The organism is Citrobacter freundii complex sp. 2025EL-00176 (assembly GCF_053309355.1).
Genome location: NZ_JBRYHT010000010.1, coordinates 56,973 through 75,006 on the forward strand (window position 1 = coordinate 56,973; position 18,034 = coordinate 75,006).

Sequence of the window (18,034 nt, forward strand, 5' to 3'; positions counted from 1 at the left end):
ACGATGAATAAGACAACGTATTTTCCTGGCCTGTTACCGGGGGTTACGCCACCGCTGGCGGGGGTGGCGTTGTCCACGCTGGCGGCGCTCTTTCCCTCTTTAAGCCATGGGGAAAGCTATTTTAATCCGGCATTTTTATCTGCCGATACGGCAACCGTGGCGGATTTATCACGTTTCGAAAAAGGTAATCATCAGCCTGAAGGCGTTTATCGTGTGGATATCTGGCGCAATGATGAATTCGTTGCTACCCAGGACATACGTTTTGCCAGCAGTGCGGGAAAAGCTGGGGAGAAGTCTGGTGGGCTGATTCCATGCTTTGGACTCGACTGGGTGAAACGCCTGGGCGTTAATATTGCCGCGTTTCCGGCACTCAGTAAGGATCCGAGCGCTACCTGTATCAATTTGCCTGAGGCGATTCCCGGCAGTGAAATTGCCTTTGATTTTTCTACTTTGCGCTTAAACATCAGTCTGCCGCAGGCGTCGATGTTAAACAGCGCGCGCGGCTACATCCCACCGGATGAATGGGATGAAGGGATCCCGGCCGCACTGGTTAACTATAACTTTACCGGCAGCCGCGGGAGCGATACGGACAGCTATTTCTTGAGCATGCTGAGTGGCCTGAACTATGGTCCCTGGCGGCTGAGGAACAACGGCGCGTGGAGCTATTCCAAAGGTGACGGATACCATTCGCAAAGCTGGAAAAACATCGGGACATGGCTTCAGCGCGCGATTATCCCGCTGAAGGGCGAACTGGTGATGGGCGACAGCAATACCGGAAATGACGTTTTTGACAGCGTCGGTTTTCGTGGCGCGCGACTCTATTCCTCAGACAGCATGTATCCCGACAGCTTGCAAGGTTACGCGCCTACCGTGCGCGGCATTGCGCGTACCGCAGCGAAACTGACTATTCGTCAGAATGGCTACGTGATTTATCAAAGCTATGTTTCACCGGGCGCTTTTGCGATAACCGACCTTAACCCGACCTCCTCCAGCGGTGACCTTGAGGTGACGGTGGATGAGAAAGACGGTAGCCAGCAGCGCTATACGGTGCCGTACTCTACGGTTCCGTTGTTACAGCGCGAAGGGCGTTTCAAGTATGACGTGGTTGCCGGGGATTTTCGCAGCGGCAATAGCCAGCAATCCTCACCGTTCTTTTTCCAGGGAACATTAATCGCCGGGTTACCAGAGGGGTATACCGCCTATGGTGGTACGCAGTTAGCCTCACGTTACACTGCGGTGGTTTTAGGTACCGGCCGAAATCTGGGGGATTGGGGGGCAGTTTCCGTCGATTTAACCCATGCGCGCAGCCAACTGGCGGATGACAGTACGCACCAGGGGCAGTCGCTGCGTTTCCTGTATGCGAAATCATTGAACAATTTTGGCACTAACTTTCAGCTGTTGGGCTATCGCTACTCTACCCGTGGCTTCTATACCCTCGACGATGTCGCGTATCGCAGTATGGAAGGCTATGAGTACGAATACGACAGTGAAGGCAATCGCCACGACGTGCCGGATGTGAAGAGTTACCACAATTTGAGCTACAGCAAGAAAGGTCGTTTTCAGATCAACATTTCGCAGAATCTGGGGGATTACGGATCGCTGTATATCTCGGGTAGCCAGCAAACGTACTGGAATACCTCAGACACCAATACCTGGTATCAACTGGGCTATGCCAGTGGTTGGCAGGGGATTAGCTATTCACTCTCCTGGTCGTGGAATGAATCGGTCGGCATCTCCGACACCGACCGCATTCTGGCGTTCAATATGTCCATCCCGTTCAGCTTGCTGAGCGGGCGGCGTTACTCGCGTGATAATGCCTTCGATCGCACCTACGCCACCTTCAATGCCAACCGCAATAGCAACGGACAAAATAGCTGGCAGAGCGGGATCGGCGGTACGTTGCTGGATGGTCGTAACCTGAGCTATAGCGTGAATCAGGGTCACAGCAGTACCAATGGTTACAGCGGAAACGCCAGCGCCAACTGGCAGGCGGCCTATGGCACGCTTGGCGTGGGATATAACTACGACCGCGACCAGCATGACTACAACTGGCAGCTCTCCGGCGGCGTGGTAGGGCATGCGGACGGCATTACGCTTAGTCAACCGCTCGGCGATACCAATGTGTTGGTTAAAGCACCTGGCGCTCAGGGTGTGCGGATAGAAAACCAGACCGGCGTGCAGACCGACTGGCGTGGATACGCGGTGATGCCGTATGCCACTGTCTATCGCTATAACCGTGTCGCGTTAGACACCAATTCAATGAATAACAATACCGATGTGGAAAACAACGTCAGCAGCGTCGTGCCAACGCAAGGGGCATTGGTGCGAGCGGCATTTGATACACGTATCGGTGTACGGGCGCTGATGACGGCGAAATATGCCGGCAAACCTGTGCCATTTGGCTCCGTTGTGCGTGAAAACACCAGCGGCGTGACCAGCATGGTGGGTGAAGACGGGCAAATTTATCTGAGCGGCCTGCCGCTTAAAGGCGAGTTGCTGATCCAATGGGGGGAAGGCGCAAACGCTCGCTGCGTGGCGCATTATGCCTTGCCTGAAGAGAGCCTGAAACAGGCGGTGACGCGCACAAATGTAACGTGCGAATCGCCAGCGGCACGACAGGAATAATACGATGAAACGACAAACAGGTTTGTTACTGGCAAGCACTTTGCTGCTGATGGCACAACCGTCCTGGGCGACGGTCTGCCACAATTCAAATGGCACACCAACGGATGTTTTTTACGATCTGTCGAATGTCTTTAACAGCAGCAACAACCAGCCGGGACAGGTGGTGACGTTACCGGAAAAATCGGGTTGGGTTGGCGTTAATGCCACCTGTCCGGCAGGGACAACGGTGGATTACACCTATCGAAGCTATGTCACTGAACTTCCAGTTCAAAGTACTGAGGGTGGTTTTCAATACCTGAAACTCAATGACTACCTGCTGGGGGCCATGAGCATTACCGACAGCTACGCCGGGTTGTTTTATCCCCCGCGTAATTATATCCGCATGGGGACTCACCCTAACGTGCCTAAGCAGCAACCTTTTGGCGTAATGGATTCAAAGCTGGTGTTTAAACTCAAAGTGATCCGCTCGTTTATTAACATGGTGCCCATCCCCCGGCAGACGATGTTCAGAGTCTATGTCACCACCAGTACCGGAGATGCGCTGAGCACACCGGTTTATACTATCAGCTACAGCGGTAAGGTGGAGGTTCCACAAAACTGCGAAGTGAACGCCGGGCAGATTGTCGAGTTTGATTTTGGCGATATTGGCGCATCGTTGTTTAGCAAGGCGGGCGCGGGCAATAAGCCTGAAGGCATCAATCCGCAGACCAAAACGGTGGCCATAAAATGCACCAACGTTGCCGCTCAGGCCTACTTAACCATGCGGGTAGAAGCAGAAAAAGCCTCCGGGCAAATGATGGTTTCAAATAACCCGGATTTAGGTTTCATTGTCGCCGACAGCCGCGGTAATCCACTCACGCCCAACAATCTGTCCAGTACTATTCCATTTCAACTGGATGATAACGCCGCGGCGAGTGTTGGGATCCGGACATGGCCTGTCAGCGTGACGGGCAATAAACCCACGGAAGGGCCTTTTACTGCCCGTGGCTATCTGCGAGTGGACTATGACTAATAAGCAAACGCCCGCCGCATGGGCATTTCTGGCGATTATGCCGATGCTGGCATTCAGCGCTTTATGCCAGGCCGCCTCGTCGCTGGGTGAAATCAATATTGAACTGCGCGGTAACGTGGTGGATTTTACCTGCGCGGTGATTGCCAGCGACAGCAATAAGTCGGTTGATTTAGGCACCTGGCCGACAAAGCAGTTACAGACCAGCGGAGACACCACCCAACCGGTCTCGTTTACGCTGAAGCTTGAAGGCTGCCCGCCGGGATCCGCGTCGATAACGTTTTCCGGGACTCCGGCCCCAGGCACTACGCTACTGGCGCTTGATAATGCGCTTATGGCGCAAAAGGTGGCGATTGAGTTGCGCGATAGTGACCGGACGCGATTGCCGCTTGAGCAGGCCAGCCAGACTGTCGGTATTGATGAGAATGGCAATGCCACGCTGACTTTTTTTGCCAACTATATCGCGCTGGCTGATGGGGTGCAGCCCGGTGTCGCCAGGGCCGATGCCACATTTATGATTAACTATAACTAATAATTGCGTTGACAAAACACTCCCGAACGACATCTCGCCGGGAGTGTTGTTACATTAATTCATGCATTTTGGCGTAGTCGATCAGTTCAACGATGGTATGCAAACCGAGCTTGGAGTAGATATTAGCCTTGTGTGCGCTAATCGTTTTATTACTGAGTAGCAACTGCTCAGCAATTTCCTTATTGGATAGCCCGTTTGCCAGATAACGCAAAACCGTAACTTCGCGGTTAGAGAGCGGCATATCATTTAATACACCTTTTTGCACATTTACATTGTTAATAAAGTTAAGTGTGTCCGAAGGGAAGAAAGAATATCCTGATAAAATCATTTTTACCGCATTGTAGATATCATTTAGATCCTTTCGTTTACTGACAAAACCATTTGCCCCGGCGCGAATAGCGCGCCCGGCATAAAAAGACTCAGATTTTGAAGACAGAAATAGCACCCGAGTTTTCTCCTGCAATGATTTTATTCTCTTGAGTAATGTAAACCCATCAGAGCCAGGCAGTTCAATATCCAGGATGACAAGATCGACAGGGTACGTGCGGAGATGTTCTATTGCCGCGCGGCTGTCATCGGTTTTCAGTACAACCTGGATATTACTGTTTTTTTCGAGTAGAACTTCTATCGACATTCTGACAATAGGGTGTTCGTCCATAATGATAACGGATGCTGGTTTCATTGTTGTATGCCTCAAACTGTTTGCGTATCTTGCGAATTTGATAAAACATCAGGCGTTATAATATTGTCAAATAGCCAAGAGTTGTTCTGAGGAGAACCGAATAAATACTATTTCGTCCTTGTTTATTCGGTTGTTCTTCTACAGAACAATGAATTTGTGGAACATCCATTTCACACCGGGAAAACTAACAATTAATCAGGAAACAGTGAGGATTATACCTGCTCCGCTCTTGCGGAAAAGACTTACAACATCCCGAATGTTAATGCCAGTTAGGATGTTCTGAAAGATCCAGATGTGTTAATGACTATTGGTATTATTTATCTGTGGTTCGAATTATGGCAGATTGAAAATTTATTTTAAATAGTAAAAACGATACAATAAGCTAATTGTTTAGGTTTTGTTAAGTCAGCGGGAGGGTTATTTTCGTATGATGTACGCAGAAACAGTGGGGTTAAGTGTCGAAGAGGTAGTAACCATAATACCAGGAATAGTTGTAAATATTAAATATTTGTGAAAATTGGATCAATTTTCTCATGCGAAAATAAGTAATTTCCTAAAAAATCTTACTGTACATGGAGTTATGGTGTTAAATTAAATGATGAGAGGTAACGTTGAGGCGATGTATCAGATGCAAAAAACGTTGCCGGTTTGGTAATCCCAGGCGTGTAATCAACTGGTTCAGGCGATAGATGATACGGTGGTAGGGTTGTGTCTGTAACTGAGCAATCTTTTTTAAGGAGTTACCTTGTAAAAGTAAGGCAATCATCTCCCAATCGACCTGCTTCATGCGCCTGGAATGAATATAATTAAGCACCGGGGATAATAACGCCTGACGCATCTCTGGGAGGTGGAGACTGCGTGATAAGATATAAAATGGGCCAGACAGTGATATGAAATTTTTAAGGTCCTCATCATGACTGGAAAGTAATATGAAGATTTGGATATCATCCCGCTGTTTAATTAGTTGACGCAAGCACTGAAGAATATCGAAGTAAGAACTTGTTAAACCTTCCATATCAACCACTAACTGACTAATGACCGACTTTTGCAGGCAGACCAGCGCCGATTCAATGGACCGGAAGATCGCGGTGCGAGTGCCTGAAAATAAATGGCGGCTCAGTGAGTAGGCAAGATAATAGTCCGCCGTAATAATCGCCTGAGATATAGTGTCGCCCGGTATGGTATATTCGATTTTTTGCGCCAGATACTCGATCTGGTCGAGTACCTGTGAGGTACAGTGAGGATATTGATGGGTACAGTTAGCGTTTCGTATACGGCGATGTCGTTCCCGGCGTTTTGCGCTGTGCATCCGTTTCCATTCCATTTCTGTTGCGGCAGGTCTGGATAAATTGCTGACAACAAACATCCCTGACCCAAATTTTTCCAGCGCGACGGTGAGTTCCCTTGTGCCGTTGGGTTTCAATGTCTTCAACAATCACCAGACTGGCAATTGAGTATCCCATCAGAATAATCTGCCGGAAGTTTTCTGATGTCTTACTCAATGCCCAAAAGATCGTTTTATCAGTGCAACCTCTCTCTGGGATTAGGTAAAATATTACCTGGTGTGCCTTTCGGTTACCTCATAAATAGTATGGCTGGATTATTCTGGCAGTCAGGTGATAGGTACAGTAGGAGCCGATACTTAATTGATGGTGAGATATTTCTCAATAAAAAATTAGGCGGAGAGGCTCCACCTAATTTTGTAGAAAGTTCAGATGCGCCCGGATGTATCTTAAGAATTGCTGATCGTTTTTCACGTGCAGCTTTTTCATAATGCTGCGACGGGTCGCTTTGGCATGGATATCGCTGATTGAGAGCAGGTGAGCGGTTTCGGCTAACGTATACCCACTGGCGAGAAACATTAAGAACTGGCGCTCCGCGATAGAAAAGTTGCGGGTGGTGCAGTAATGGCAGATAGTCGCCGGCACGCTGTGGCGTAGCGCGCGTTTTTGCAAAATGGGGACTAACTTTTTGGTGATCTCGTCAACGTCATCTTCCCGATAGATCAGCGGCAACATGTAAAGGCAGGGCCGGAACATGAGCTTATCTTTATCGTTTCTGTTGCAGATAACCACTCGGTGTTGGCGCCTGGTATGAACCGGAACCTGATAGCATTCGGCGCTGAGCCAATCTTCATCCAGTGAGATAAACGCGATGTCGGCGCGATCGATATCCTCGACAGGCAAAAAACTAATCTCCTGATGCCACTGATTTGCCAGATGGGAAATAATGATTTTCAGCCCGTGTTCGAAGTGACTATTTTCTTCCTTGATGGCGATACTTAACATTGAAGAGTTCCTGAACCGCTGGAAAGAGGGTAGGGGAATGTTAAGCAAAATCATAAATATTCTAAATACATGTATCCTTAAATCTGGCGCTATGCGGGCTGAGTTGTTACCAGGTGATTTCCTGGATACCCTTGAACGGCCAGAAAAAATCAACATTCGTACACTTCGCCAGCAACTGAAACAAAAGGCATTGACTCAGCAAGCGCTGACCGTATAATTCACGCGTTTCTCTGCATGAAGTTATCACTTCACAATGCGCCCTTAGCTCAGTTGGATAGAGCAACGGCCTTCTAAGCCGTAGGTCGTAGGTTCGAATCCTACAGGGCGTACCATTTCAAAGTAAGCCCCAATTCTTAGCTTCTGCGTACCGCTAAGAACCTTTCTTTTCCAGCCATATTTCTACTTCATTAAGACTGCGTTGCACTTCCTCTCTGAGTGAAAAGTCCGCAAACGGCTGTTGTTCAAGCGCGGCACACATCTTGCTGGCTGCGTGCATTCCCATGCTGGCACAACTGCTTTTAAGCTGATGCGCCAGGCGCTTTAGCTGCTCGTATTCGCCTTCTGCGCGTGCAGCGTCAATGTCATCTAATAAAGGCAGGGTATGTTGCTTAAAGAGTGCTAACCATTCATGTACTTTTTGCTTCCCCATGGTCTGGATATCGTCGGCCAATTGCTGAGTGTCCAATCGTGCGCTTTCATCCCCAGGGATTTGCGAAATGGCTTCGTTATCGCACAGATAATGGGTAATCAGCCGACTGAGTTCATCCCGGGGGACCGGTTTTTGAATAATGCCGAGAAACAAGGCGCTGGTTCTTTGGCTAAGCGTTTCGTCGATAACGTGCGCGCTAAAGCCAATCAGGTTAAGCCCAGGATACGCGCGGGTTAACTGTTGTGCCAGCGTGATACCGTCGATATCCGGCAGATCGAAATCAACCAGGGCAGCGTCATAGCGAGCATCTTCCTGCAATATTTTTAGTGCCTGAGCAGCGCTGTCGGCAGCGGTGACCTGCGCACCATTGAGAGTGAGCATTTCAGTGCTGATGCGCTGCGTGAGGGGATTATCCTCAATAAGCAATAAACGCAAACCTTGTAACGATACCGTGTGTTGGATGGATTTAACCATGGGCATTGCGGCCGCGCGTAATGGTAAACGCAGTCGAAAACAGCTTCCGACACCGGGTGTACTGGTCACGCTCAATTCTCCCTGCATCGCCTGAGCCAGACTTGCGCTGATGGTGAGTCCCAGCCCGGTTCCCCCACGTTTGCCGCTGACTTGTACAAACGGTTGAAAGATATCGCGCTGACGGGAGGGGGCAATCCCGCACCCGGTGTCTTCAACCTCGATATACCAGTCTTTGTTTGCACGCCGGCTACGCAGGATGATGTGTCCATGATCGGTAAAGCGTAGTGCGTTGTTTAATAAGTTAGTAATAATTTGTCGGATGCGCCGCGGATCGCCGCGGAGGGCAACGGGGACGTCATCGGCAAATTCTGCTACCAACTCGACGGGTCGACCCGTGACGCGGCCGCGCATGAGTTGAAGCGTACTTTCCAGCAACGGTTTGTGTTCAAAAGGTTCATCGCCGATCGCCACATTTTTCCCCCCTGCTTCGATGGCGGAATAGTCCAGTATATCGTTAAGGATGGCCAGTAGAGACTCACCCGAGTCGGTGATGGCGCGTAAATTGTCCCGATGCTGCGCCAGAGCGGGATTGTCTGAGAGCAATTGCGCGGTGCCAAGGATCCCATACAGCGGAGTGCGTATTTCATGGCTCATGGCGGCAAGAAACGCCGATTTCGACTGGTTGGCTTTTTCGGCCTCAGCGCGTGCCTGTCGGTGTTCATATACCAGAGAACGAAGCTCTGCGGTGCGAGCTTTAACCTGAGCTGCCAGATGCTCACGATGGCTATTGAGCGTATGAACGCTGGTACGAAAGGCATCCATCAAACGACCAATGGTATCCAGTTCACGAACGCCCGCGGTTTCCGGGAAGGGGGAATCAATATCGCCTTCCAGAAGGCGCTGTAACGCCTGCGTCTGCTGTGCCAGCGGACGAGTGACTGAGCGATAAACCACACGCCAAAGAATGAGAATCAACAGGCACAATGAGATGCCGCTCAATAGCAACAACAGGTTTTGCCCGCGCTGGCTGGCTTGTTTGAGATGTGCCAGCCCGGTCTGGTTGCGTTGGCCGATGATTTCCACCAGTTGACTGACTTCGCTACTGAAACGGGTGAATTGCTCGATATTATTCTGCGATAAGATCTGTAACTGGGTGGTGATGTCATTATCCTGTCGATACAGGGCCAGCAAATCAACATAACGGCCAATCGTATCGACGGTGTTGGCAACCTGAGCGCGTACCACCGGATCCTCAATACGAATTTGTCGGCGGTGAAGCACTCTGACAGCGGCATCGAGCTGGGTTTCCAGCGCCGTCAGGTTATTCTGCGCCTGGTTATTCCCCAGATTCATCACCATTTGCTGCACCCGTAACGCGCTCAGACGCAGTTCGTTCATCTGATTGTAATATTCCAGATCGATATCAATCAGTCTGTCCAGCGCTTGTTCAGCGGCCTGGCCCTGATGGCCCTCAATCAGATCATAAATGCTGGCCTGAGTAGCGCCCGCAGACGTGGCGGCATTACTGGCCTGACCGCGCGCCATTTCGGCTACGTCTGTGGTGGCCTCAACAATTTGCTGGCTGAGTTGCTGTTGTTGATCGCGTAGCTTCAAACGCTCGCCAACCATCTCCCCCTGATGGCTTAACGACTGGGCGATCTCTTTTTCCTGTTGTTCAATGGCCGAAGTGTCAAAGCCCTGCTCGCGAAGGGTTTTCAGTAATGCAGTGATTTTCAGGCTTTGGGCGGTTAACATCCGTCCCTGAGCCAGCCACATGTTTTCATTATCTGCGGTGGTCAGATTCTGCGCGGCAAACAGTTCCCAGGCGCTGGCTTCGCTGAGCTGGCGCGCCATATCCATGGTCGGCATGAGCGCCTGGGTATTGGCCTGCTCAACCTGGCTGACAAAACGCAGGTTATACCAGCCTACCAGTGTGCTGATGAGGGTCAGTGCCGCCATCAGCGCAAAGCCAATCCACAGTCGTTTTGTCAGAGATAAATTCACTGTCTGGTCGCCACAGATTAAAAAGGTTGAGTCCAAAAGAGGAAAGCAACTAGGATAAAGCCTTATCAATGATGAGGCTATCATGCGCGTATTGCTTTTCCTGCTGATCACACTTTTTCCCGGTCTGGGTCACGCGACCGGGTCCCTATTGCTGCGCTGGCAGGATACGCAGCAGGCTGTCCCGCAATCGCAAATGACCGTGACGGCAAACAAGCCATGGAAACTGTGCGCGCTGTATCCCAGTCTGAAGGATTCCTATTGGCTTTCAGTCAATTACGGCATGCTTGAGGCCGCGAGAAAATATGGGGTAAACCTGAAGGTGTTTGAAGCGGGAGGGTATCGCCAGTTTAGCACACAAAAATCGCAAATCGCCCAGTGTCAGCAATGGGGCGCGGATGCCATATTGTTAGGCAGCAGCACGACGACTTTTCCGGATTTGCAGGCGCAGGTGGGCACGCTGCCGGTTATTGAGGTGGTGAATGCGATACATGACGCAACGGTCAAAGCCCGGGTTGGGGTGCCGTGGTTCCAGATGGGGTATCAGCCAGGCCGCTATCTGGTTAAATGGAGCGGTGGCAGGCCACTAAAAGTTTTATTATTGCCCGGCCCTGATGACGCAGGCGGCAGTCGTGAGATGGCGGATGGATTCCGCCAGGCGATTGCCGGTAGTCAGGTTCAGATTGTGGATATGGCGTTGGGCGATAATGATATTGAAATACAGCGTAACCTGCTGCAGGAGATGCTTGAGCGTCACCCGGATGCCGATGTGGTTGCCGGTACGGCAATTGCGGCAGAAGCGGCGATGGGGGAGAGACGTAATCAGGGAACGCCATTGACCGTGGTCTCTTTTTATTTGTCGCATCAGGTGTATCGCGGGCTTAAACGCGAAAGAATTATTATGGCTGCCAGCGATCAAATGGTCTGGCAAGGCGAACTGGCGATTCAGCAGGCTATCAGAGTGTTACAAGGACAGTCGGTGCCGGAAAATATCAGTCCGCCAATCCTCGTACTTACGTCGAAAAATGCGGACAGCCGGCATGTTCAGCGTTCACTGTCACCCGGCGGATTTCGTCCTGTTTATCTGTATCAGTACACATCGGCTGCTAAAAAATAGCCTTCCCCGTGCTGTGTCACCAGTAAATCAGCCCGCAGCTTGTGGCGCAAACGGCGGATCAGAACGTCCACGGTGCGTAAGTCCGGATTATCTACCCGTCGTGCGGAAAGCATGCGCAATAAGCGTTCCCGACTGAGAATTTCCCCCGGATTAGTGACAAAGGCGACCAGCATTTCATATTCGGCGCGGGTGAGTTTGATGGCCTCATCGCCAAGCTCCAGGGTATGGCGGGAGACATTCAGACAATATCCGGCAAACTGATAGCAGTTGTCTTTGGTCTCCGGCTGCGCCTGGCGGGCAAGATCGATCCGCCAGAGTAAATTTTTCACCCGAACCACCAATTCACGTAGCTCTAACGGTTTGGTGACATAATCATCTGCCCCCATTTCCAGGCCCACAATACGATCGATTTGGTCGCTGCGACCCGTCACCAGAATGATGCCCACCGTTGAGCGTTCGCGCAGGGCTCGCGTCAGCATCAAGCCATTTTCGTCCGGGAGATTGATGTCTAACAGAATCAAGTCGGCAGGGTGTTGCAACATGATTTCACGCAGGCCAGCTCCGCTGGCGGTGGCCGAGACGTGATAACCTTCCTGTTCGAAGTAAGCCTGTAATCGCGCCTGGGTGACCGGCTCATCTTCAACAATGACAATGTGATGCGACATGCTGGTTGCTGTCTCTTTCTGTTCATATCTGTTCACATTGTGCCGTAAGCCATTCATCCTGACCAGTGTTGCTGTTCACATTTGGTAAATAAGATCCTCTGTAACTAAACCATATAATTACAGGGGCTATCATGCGGAAACTATGGAGGGCGCTGCTCAGACCGAGCGCACGTTGGTCAGTGTTGGCGCTGGTCGTTATCGGGATTGTGGTCGGCATCGCGCTGATCGTCTTACCGCACGTTGGCATTAAATTAACCAGTTCAACCGAGTTTTGCGTGAGTTGCCACAGCATGCAGCCGGTTTATGAAGAATATAAACAGTCGGTGCATTTTCAGAATGCCTCCGGGGTGCGCGCAGAGTGTCACGATTGCCACATTCCATCAGATATCCCTGGTATGGTGAAACGTAAGCTGGAGGCCAGCAACGATATCTACCAGACCTTTGTTGCCCACTCAATTGATACGCCTGAGAAATTCGAAGCCAAACGCGCCGAACTGGCGGAGCGCGAATGGGCCCGAATGAAGGAGAACAACTCCGCAACCTGTCGTTCCTGTCATAACTATGATGCGATGGATCACGCTAAACAGCATCCCGAAGCCGCGCGCCAGATGAAAATTGCGGCGAAGGATAACCAGTCCTGTATCGACTGCCATAAAGGCATTGCGCACCAACTTCCCGACATGAGCAGCGGTTTCCGCAAGCAGTTTGATGCGCTACGCGCCGGTGCGAATGATGATGGCGATACGCTCTACTCCCTCGACATCAAACCCCTGTATGCCGCGAAAGGTGATAAAGAACCCGCAGGCTCACTGCTGCCCGCCTCTGAAGTAAAAGTGTTAAAGCGTGACGGCGACTGGCTGCAAATTGAAATTGTGGGCTGGACCGAAAGTAACGGACGTCAGCGCGTGTTGGCGCAACTGCCGGGTAAGCGCATTTTTGTGGCTTCTATTCGCGGTGATATCCAGCAGCATGTGAAAACGCTGGAGCAAACCACCGTCGCGGAAACGAATACGCCGTGGAGTAAGTTGCAAGCCACCGCCTGGATGCAGAAGGGCGATATGGTTAACGATATCAAGCCGATTTGGGCCTACGCTGACTCACTCTATAACGGAACCTGTAACCAGTGCCACGGCGCGCCAGAGAAAGAACACTTTGACGCCAACGGCTGGATTGGCACGTTGAACGGCATGATTGGATTTACCAGTCTGGATAAACGCGAAGAACGTACCTTGCTGAAATATCTGCAGATGAATGCCTCTGACACCACGGACAAGCCGCATAGCGCTACGGGAGAAAGCAATGAAAAATAACGATCTCTTTCAGGCATCTCGCCGACGTTTCCTGCTGCAATTGGGCGGCTTGACCGTCGCCGGTATGTTAGGACCCTCTCTACTCACACCGCGAAGCGCCAGTGCCGCCGAGGTACAGGGAACGGGTGTTAAAGAGGGAGTTTTGACCGGTTCTCACTGGGGGGCAATCCGTGCCACCGTGGTTGATGGGCGGTTTATCGAGGCGAAGCCGTTTGAGCGTGATAAGTACCCGTCCAAAATGATCGCCGGACTGCCGGATCATGTGCACGGTGGTGCGCGTATTCGTTATCCGATGGTGCGCGTTGACTGGTTGCGTAAACGGCACCAAAGCGATACCACACAGCGCGGCGATAACCGCTTCGTGCGCGTTTCCTGGGATGAAGCGCTGGATTTCTTCTATCAGGAACTGGAGCGCATTCAGAAGACCTATGGTCCAAGCGCGCTGCTGACGGCCAGCGGCTGGCAATCAACCGGCATGTTCCATAATGCTTCTGGCATGCTGGCGCGCGCCATTGCGCTGCACGGCAACAGCGTGGGCACCGGAGGGGACTATTCCACCGGCGCTGCGCAGGTGATCCTGCCGCGGGTGGTGGGTTCAATGGAGGTGTATGAGCAGCAAACCTCCTGGCCATTGGTGCTGAAGAACAGCAAAACCATTGTGCTGTGGGGCTCCGATCTGATCAAAAACCAGCAGGCGAACTGGTGGTGTCCGGATCATGATGTCTACGAATACTACGAGCAGTTGAAGGAAAAAGTGGCGCGTGGCGAGATATCTGTCATCAGCATTGACCCGGTCGTCACCTCGACTCATGACTATCTGGGTCGTGATAAGGTTAAACACATTGCCGTAAATCCGCAGGCTGATGTGCCGCTACAGTTGGCGTTGGCGCACACGCTCTATACCGAGAAGCTCTATGACCGGCATTTTCTCGATAACTACTGCGTGGGGTTTGAACAGTTTCTGCCTTATCTGCTGGGAGAAAGTGACGGACAGCCTAAAGATGCCCTGTGGGCGGAAAAAATATGTGGGATTGATGCCGACACGATTCGTGAACTGGCACGGCAGATGGCGGGTGGTAGAACGCAAATTATTGCCGGCTGGTGCGTCCAACGCATGCAGCATGGGGAGCAATGGGCGTGGATGATTGTGGTGCTGGCTTCAATGCTCGGGCAAATCGGTTTACCCGGCGGGGGCTTTGGTTTTGGCTGGCACTATAACGGCGCGGGAACGCCAGGCCGTAAGGGTCTGATCCTGAGTGGTTTTTCTGGCTCCACTACCGTTCCTCCGATACATGACAGCACCGATTATAAGGGCTATAGCAGCACCATCCCTATCGCACGTTTTATTGATGCGATACTGGAGCCGGGCAAGCAAATTAACTGGAACGGTAAAACGGTGAAACTGCCGCCGTTGAAGATGTGCGTTTTCGCCGGGACCAATCCTTTCCATCGTCACCAGCAGATCAACCGCATTATTGAGGGTTGGCGGAAGCTGGAAACCGTTATCGCTATTGATAATCAGTGGACTTCGACCTGTCGCTTCGCCGACATTGTATTGCCCGCGACGACGCAATTTGAACGTAACGATCTCGACCAGTATGGCAACCACTCCAACCGTGGCATTATCGCCATGAAACAGCTGGTACAGCCGCAATTTGAAGCGCGTAATGATTTCGATATTTTCCGCGATCTTTGCCGCCGTTTTAATCGTGAAGAGGCCTTCACAGAAGGGTTGGATGAGATGGGGTGGTTGAAGCGGATCTGGCAGGAAGGAAGCCAGCAGGGAAAAGGGCGCGGTGTTCATCTTCCGGCATTTGACGTCTTCTGGAATCAGCAGGAGTACGTTGAGTTCGAGCATCCGCAGATGTTTGTTCGACATCAGGCATTCCGCGAAGATCCCGATCTTGAGCCGCTGGGGACACCAAGCGGTTTGATCGAAATTTTCTCGAAAACCATTGCCGATATGCAGTATGACGACTGCCAGGGGCATCCGATGTGGTTTGAGAAAATCGAACGTTCACACGGCGGGCCGGGGTCGCAGCGTTGGCCGCTGCATCTGCAATCCGTCCACCCGGACTTCCGTCTGCATTCGCAGCTTTGTGAATCTGAAGCGCTCCGTAAGCATTATGCGGTAAGTGGCAAAGAGCCGGTGTTTATCAACCCGCAGGATGCCAGTGCAAGAGGGATTCGCAATGGTGATATCGTCCGCGTATTTAATGCGCGTGGACAAGTGCTCGCCGGGGCGGTTGTCTCCGATCTCTACTCGCCAGGCGTCGTGCGTATTCATGAAGGCGCCTGGTACGATCCGGAGAACGGCGGAGAAATCGGGGCGCTGTGCAAATACGGCAACCCGAACGTGTTAACGATAGATATCGGCACGTCTCAATTGGCACAAGCCACCAGTGCCCATACTGCGCTGGTGGAAATCGAGAAATATACCGGCAAGCTGGCGAATGTGACGGCGTTCAGCGGCCCGATAAAAATGGTGGCGCAGTGCGAATATGTTCCGGCAGAACAGGTGAGGTCATGATGAAACACGCTTCCCTGACGCCCGAGCAGGTGGCCTGCGTTTACGCCTGGCTAGCGCAGTTGTTTTCCCGTGAGCGCGATGACGAAAGCCTGGAGCAGTTGCAGTCCAGCGAAATGGCTGAGTGGTTTGCGTTGCTAAAAAGTGAGCCGTCGCTTGAGGCGGAAGTCCTCCTGCTGGAGGAAAAAATTGCGGCGCTTAAGATGCGTGAAGACGTCACTCTGGAACTGGCCGCTGATTTTTGCAGTCTGTTTCTGATGTCGGATAAACACGCGGCGTTACCCTATGCGTCGGCTCATCTTGAAGAGGGACCGAACTACGGCGTCATTAAACAACTGTTATCTGATGCGGGCATGCAGGTCAGCGATACGTTTAGCGAGTCAGCCGATCACCTGGCGATCTTCGTCGAACTGCTGAGCCATCTGCATTTTTCTCTGGCTGAAGCTGGGTTGCGTCATCAGCAAATTGACGCGCTGCGCAGAGAAACGCTGGCGGGGTTGTTACGCTGGTTACCGGACTTCACCGCTAAATGCTGTCGTTATGATGATTTTGGGTTTTATGGTGCGCTGAGCCAGCTTTTGTTGGGATTGGTCAGGCTGGATAATCAGCACTGAGTGCTGACCTTCGTCGGAAAAAAACGGGAGTAAATTACTCCCGTTTTTATTATGTTAGCCAGTATCACCGTACAACCAGCACCGGACATTTCGCATGGCGGACTACGGCAGAAGCCGTTGAACCCAGCAGGTAGGTGCTAAAACCAGGCTTATGCGAGGCGATGACAATAAGTTCGGCGTCAACTGCTTCCGCCAGTTTGAGGATCTGATCCTTCGGCGGGCCGTAAACGACGTGGATTTGACTCCTGCCAGCAGGAATATTGAACTGCTTAACAATCTCTTCGAGCTTTTCGCTGGCCTTGGCCTGCAGACCACTGCGGTCCGGGAATTCGCTAGAGTAGGCCAGCCCCAGCGAGGCATAGAACGGAACGGTAGGAATAACGGCCAGAAAATGGACCTTGGCGGTTTTGGCATGGGCCTGAACCTGCGGCACAACATGGCGGGTTAAATCGGTTTCAGAGATATCAATGGGCACCAGAATTGAGCGATACATATTCACTACCTCCTGTTTGTTTACCTCTACCCCGAGTGTACCCAACGTTGTCTCTGTATAATAAGTGACCAGATCAAGGTTGCGTGCATAATTGTCGTCAATGATAAACGGAGAACGTAAGGTTCCCGTTTTCTATTGCAGATGTGGGTAACGTTTTACCGCCTTTAGTTCGCCAGCACGATTACATCCCCCGTTGCCGGGGCTTCTGTTCCCGGTAACCACAATCGTCCCCACGAACCGGTACAATGACAGCCGAGCAGTTTTTCCGGTTGCTGCTGCTTAATAAATTGCCGCGTCCGCCACAGCTTAGCGGGGGAGGCGGCGCGTAAATGGAACCCACCGATGAGGGCGTGAATTTTGCGAATGCCGGTGATGTGCTGGCAATGGCGGACGATATTTTCTATTCCCCGGTGCCCGCAGCCGGTAATGATCACCAGCCCACGGTCAGATTTATAGATCAATACGCCTTCATCGCTGATGTAATCCGGCTGTGGTGTTTTCTCGCGAATAACACCGTAGGCCTGCGGTGTGGGCACGCTAATTTCCCCGGACCACAAAAAACGATCGCTAATCGCCACCGGTTCGCGGGTGTATTCCATATTCAGACGAGAGTAGTCGTTATCGCGGGAGAGTTTTTTAATTTGTCGCGGCTTTCCCGCAAGCGTTATCGACGCGTAACGCTCGCAGGCTATTTGCGGATGGCAAATAATACGGCTGTTATCGGCAAGCCACGGGACGCCGCCACAATGATCGTAATGACCATGTGACAGCACCACGGCGGTTAATTGCGTCAGGTCGATCCCCATTTGCGCAGCGTTTAGTATGAAGCTGTCATCCGGCCCGGTATCAAACAGTAGGGTAGTGGTTTCATCCTGAATTAACATGCTTAATCCAGGCTTTGCCCGTAATGATTTATCTGCGCCAGCAGCGCGCCGGTTTTCAAGCAATACCGTGAGGGTTAAAGCCATGCCTGACTCCAGTATTAAAACGGTATACTGTAGCGCACAGCTTTTGAGAGCGCTGTGATCGCAGCGCCCTTTGGCGTTAT

The 18,034-nt window shown here is 51.6% G+C and carries 15 protein-coding genes and 1 tRNA gene; 9 read left to right on the top strand and 7 right to left on the bottom strand.

The window, feature by feature from the left end:
• Nucleotides 1-3: 3 nt before the first annotated feature.
• From ACVXHP_RS17950 to sfmF, 3 genes are read left to right on the top strand one after another with little or no spacing between them, the layout of a single operon-like run.
• Nucleotides 4-2,625: a fimbrial biogenesis usher protein gene (locus ACVXHP_RS17950; RefSeq protein WP_447571952.1), complete on the top strand. Its 2,622-nt coding sequence runs from the start codon at nt 4-6 to the stop codon at nt 2,623-2,625.
• Between the two features lie 4 nt (nt 2,626-2,629).
• On the top strand, nt 2,630-3,637 hold the full coding sequence (gene fimH, locus ACVXHP_RS17955; RefSeq protein ID WP_316129004.1) for a type 1 fimbria D-mannose specific adhesin FimH: 1,008 nt from the start codon (nt 2,630-2,632) through the stop codon (nt 3,635-3,637).
• Nucleotides 3,630-4,166, top strand: a complete 537-nt coding sequence (gene sfmF / locus ACVXHP_RS17960) for a fimbria assembly protein (protein ID WP_200007555.1) — start codon at nt 3,630-3,632, stop codon at nt 4,164-4,166. Before fimH ends, sfmF begins: the two co-directional genes overlap by 8 nt.
• A gap of 49 nt (nt 4,167-4,215) precedes the next feature.
• On the opposite strand, the gene fimZ is transcribed toward sfmF, so the two are convergent.
• From fimZ to fimW, 3 genes are all read right to left on the bottom strand, one after another.
• Nucleotides 4,216-4,848 (bottom strand): fimbria biosynthesis transcriptional regulator FimZ, encoded by a 633-nt coding sequence (gene fimZ / locus ACVXHP_RS17965; protein WP_200007553.1) that lies wholly within the window; start codon nt 4,846-4,848, stop codon nt 4,216-4,218.
• A gap of 586 nt (nt 4,849-5,434) precedes the next feature.
• Nucleotides 5,435-6,157: a fimbria biosynthesis regulator FimY gene (gene fimY / locus ACVXHP_RS17970; protein WP_316129009.1), complete on the bottom strand. Its 723-nt coding sequence runs from the start codon at nt 6,155-6,157 to the stop codon at nt 5,435-5,437.
• 385 nt (nt 6,158-6,542) lie between these two features.
• Nucleotides 6,543-7,136, bottom strand: a complete 594-nt coding sequence (fimW, locus tag ACVXHP_RS17975; RefSeq protein WP_447571953.1) for a fimbria biosynthesis transcriptional regulator FimW — start codon at nt 7,134-7,136, stop codon at nt 6,543-6,545.
• Nucleotides 7,137-7,173: 37 nt separating this feature from the next.
• On the opposite strand from fimW, the gene ACVXHP_RS17980 reads away from it, so the two are divergent.
• Both ACVXHP_RS17980 and ACVXHP_RS17985 read left to right on the top strand, forming a co-directional pair.
• Nucleotides 7,174-7,353 carry a hypothetical protein gene (locus ACVXHP_RS17980; RefSeq protein WP_137370905.1) on the top strand — a complete coding sequence of 60 codons (180 nt, stop codon included), beginning with the start codon at nt 7,174-7,176 and terminating at the stop codon, nt 7,351-7,353.
• Nucleotides 7,354-7,391: 38 nt separating this feature from the next.
• Nucleotides 7,392-7,468: transfer RNA gene (locus tag ACVXHP_RS17985), tRNA-Arg, on the top strand.
• A 38-nt stretch (nt 7,469-7,506) separates the two neighbouring features.
• On the opposite strand, the gene torS is transcribed toward ACVXHP_RS17985, so the two are convergent.
• A complete protein-coding gene (gene torS, locus ACVXHP_RS17990; RefSeq protein ID WP_447571954.1) occupies nt 7,507-10,263 on the bottom strand; it encodes a TMAO reductase system sensor histidine kinase/response regulator TorS in 2,757 nt (918 codons plus the stop codon).
• Between the two features lie 82 nt (nt 10,264-10,345).
• Between torS and torT the strand changes: the two genes are divergently transcribed.
• Complete coding sequence (torT, locus tag ACVXHP_RS17995) at nt 10,346-11,377, top strand: TMAO reductase system periplasmic protein TorT (protein ID WP_447571955.1); 1,032 nt, start codon at nt 10,346-10,348, stop codon at nt 11,375-11,377.
• On the opposite strand, the gene torR is transcribed toward torT, so the two are convergent.
• Entirely contained in the window at nt 11,350-12,042 is a 693-nt protein-coding gene (gene torR / locus ACVXHP_RS18000; protein ID WP_447571956.1) for a two-component system response regulator TorR, read from the bottom strand. The genes torT and torR overlap by 28 nt on opposite strands.
• Nucleotides 12,043-12,173: 131 nt before the next feature.
• On the opposite strand from torR, the gene torC reads away from it, so the two are divergent.
• The 3 genes from torC to torD are packed head-to-tail and all read left to right on the top strand — an operon-like array spanning nt 12,174 to nt 16,493.
• Nucleotides 12,174-13,352 (top strand): pentaheme c-type cytochrome TorC, encoded by a 1,179-nt coding sequence (gene torC, locus ACVXHP_RS18005; RefSeq protein ID WP_200007540.1) that lies wholly within the window; start codon nt 12,174-12,176, stop codon nt 13,350-13,352.
• Nucleotides 13,342-15,882: a trimethylamine-N-oxide reductase TorA gene (gene torA / locus ACVXHP_RS18010; RefSeq protein WP_447571957.1), complete on the top strand. Its 2,541-nt coding sequence runs from the start codon at nt 13,342-13,344 to the stop codon at nt 15,880-15,882. Before torC ends, torA begins: the two co-directional genes overlap by 11 nt.
• Entirely contained in the window at nt 15,879-16,493 is a 615-nt protein-coding gene (gene torD / locus ACVXHP_RS18015) for a molecular chaperone TorD (RefSeq protein WP_447571958.1), read from the top strand. Before torA ends, torD begins: the two co-directional genes overlap by 4 nt.
• Nucleotides 16,494-16,557: 64 nt before the next feature.
• On the opposite strand, the gene uspF is transcribed toward torD, so the two are convergent.
• Together uspF and ACVXHP_RS18025 are read right to left on the bottom strand one after the other, a co-directional pair.
• Entirely contained in the window at nt 16,558-16,986 is a 429-nt protein-coding gene (gene uspF / locus ACVXHP_RS18020) for a universal stress protein UspF (protein WP_200007534.1), read from the bottom strand.
• A 164-nt stretch (nt 16,987-17,150) separates the two neighbouring features.
• The gene (locus ACVXHP_RS18025) at nt 17,151-17,954 is read right to left on the bottom strand and encodes an MBL fold metallo-hydrolase (RefSeq protein ID WP_447571959.1); all 804 of its coding nucleotides are present in this window, start codon (nt 17,952-17,954) and stop codon (nt 17,151-17,153) included.
• Nucleotides 17,955-18,034: the final 80 nt, after the last annotated feature.

Bases quoted from the DNA above. Each gene is read 5' to 3' on its own strand.
- ACVXHP_RS17950 (WP_447571952.1), top strand. From the start codon at position 4: ATGAATAAGACAACGTATTTTCCTGGCCTGTTACCGGGGGTTACGCCA.
- fimH (WP_316129004.1), top strand. From the start codon at position 2,630: ATGAAACGACAAACAGGTTTGTTACTGGCAAGCACTTTGCTGCTGATG.
- sfmF (WP_200007555.1), top strand. From the start codon at position 3,630: ATGACTAATAAGCAAACGCCCGCCGCATGGGCATTTCTGGCGATTATG.
- fimZ (WP_200007553.1), bottom strand. From the start codon at position 4,848: ATGAAACCAGCATCCGTTATCATTATGGACGAACACCCTATTGTCAGA.
- fimY (WP_316129009.1), bottom strand. From the start codon at position 6,157: ATGCACAGCGCAAAACGCCGGGAACGACATCGCCGTATACGAAACGCT.
- fimW (WP_447571953.1), bottom strand. From the start codon at position 7,136: ATGTTAAGTATCGCCATCAAGGAAGAAAATAGTCACTTCGAACACGGG.
- ACVXHP_RS17980 (WP_137370905.1), top strand. From the start codon at position 7,174: ATGTTAAGCAAAATCATAAATATTCTAAATACATGTATCCTTAAATCT.
- torT (WP_447571955.1), top strand. From the start codon at position 10,346: ATGCGCGTATTGCTTTTCCTGCTGATCACACTTTTTCCCGGTCTGGGT.
- torR (WP_447571956.1), bottom strand. From the start codon at position 12,042: ATGTCGCATCACATTGTCATTGTTGAAGATGAGCCGGTCACCCAGGCG.
- torC (WP_200007540.1), top strand. From the start codon at position 12,174: ATGCGGAAACTATGGAGGGCGCTGCTCAGACCGAGCGCACGTTGGTCA.
- torA (WP_447571957.1), top strand. From the start codon at position 13,342: ATGAAAAATAACGATCTCTTTCAGGCATCTCGCCGACGTTTCCTGCTG.
- torD (WP_447571958.1), top strand. From the start codon at position 15,879: ATGATGAAACACGCTTCCCTGACGCCCGAGCAGGTGGCCTGCGTTTAC.
- uspF (WP_200007534.1), bottom strand. From the start codon at position 16,986: ATGTATCGCTCAATTCTGGTGCCCATTGATATCTCTGAAACCGATTTA.
- ACVXHP_RS18025 (WP_447571959.1), bottom strand. From the start codon at position 17,954: ATGGCTTTAACCCTCACGGTATTGCTTGAAAACCGGCGCGCTGCTGGC.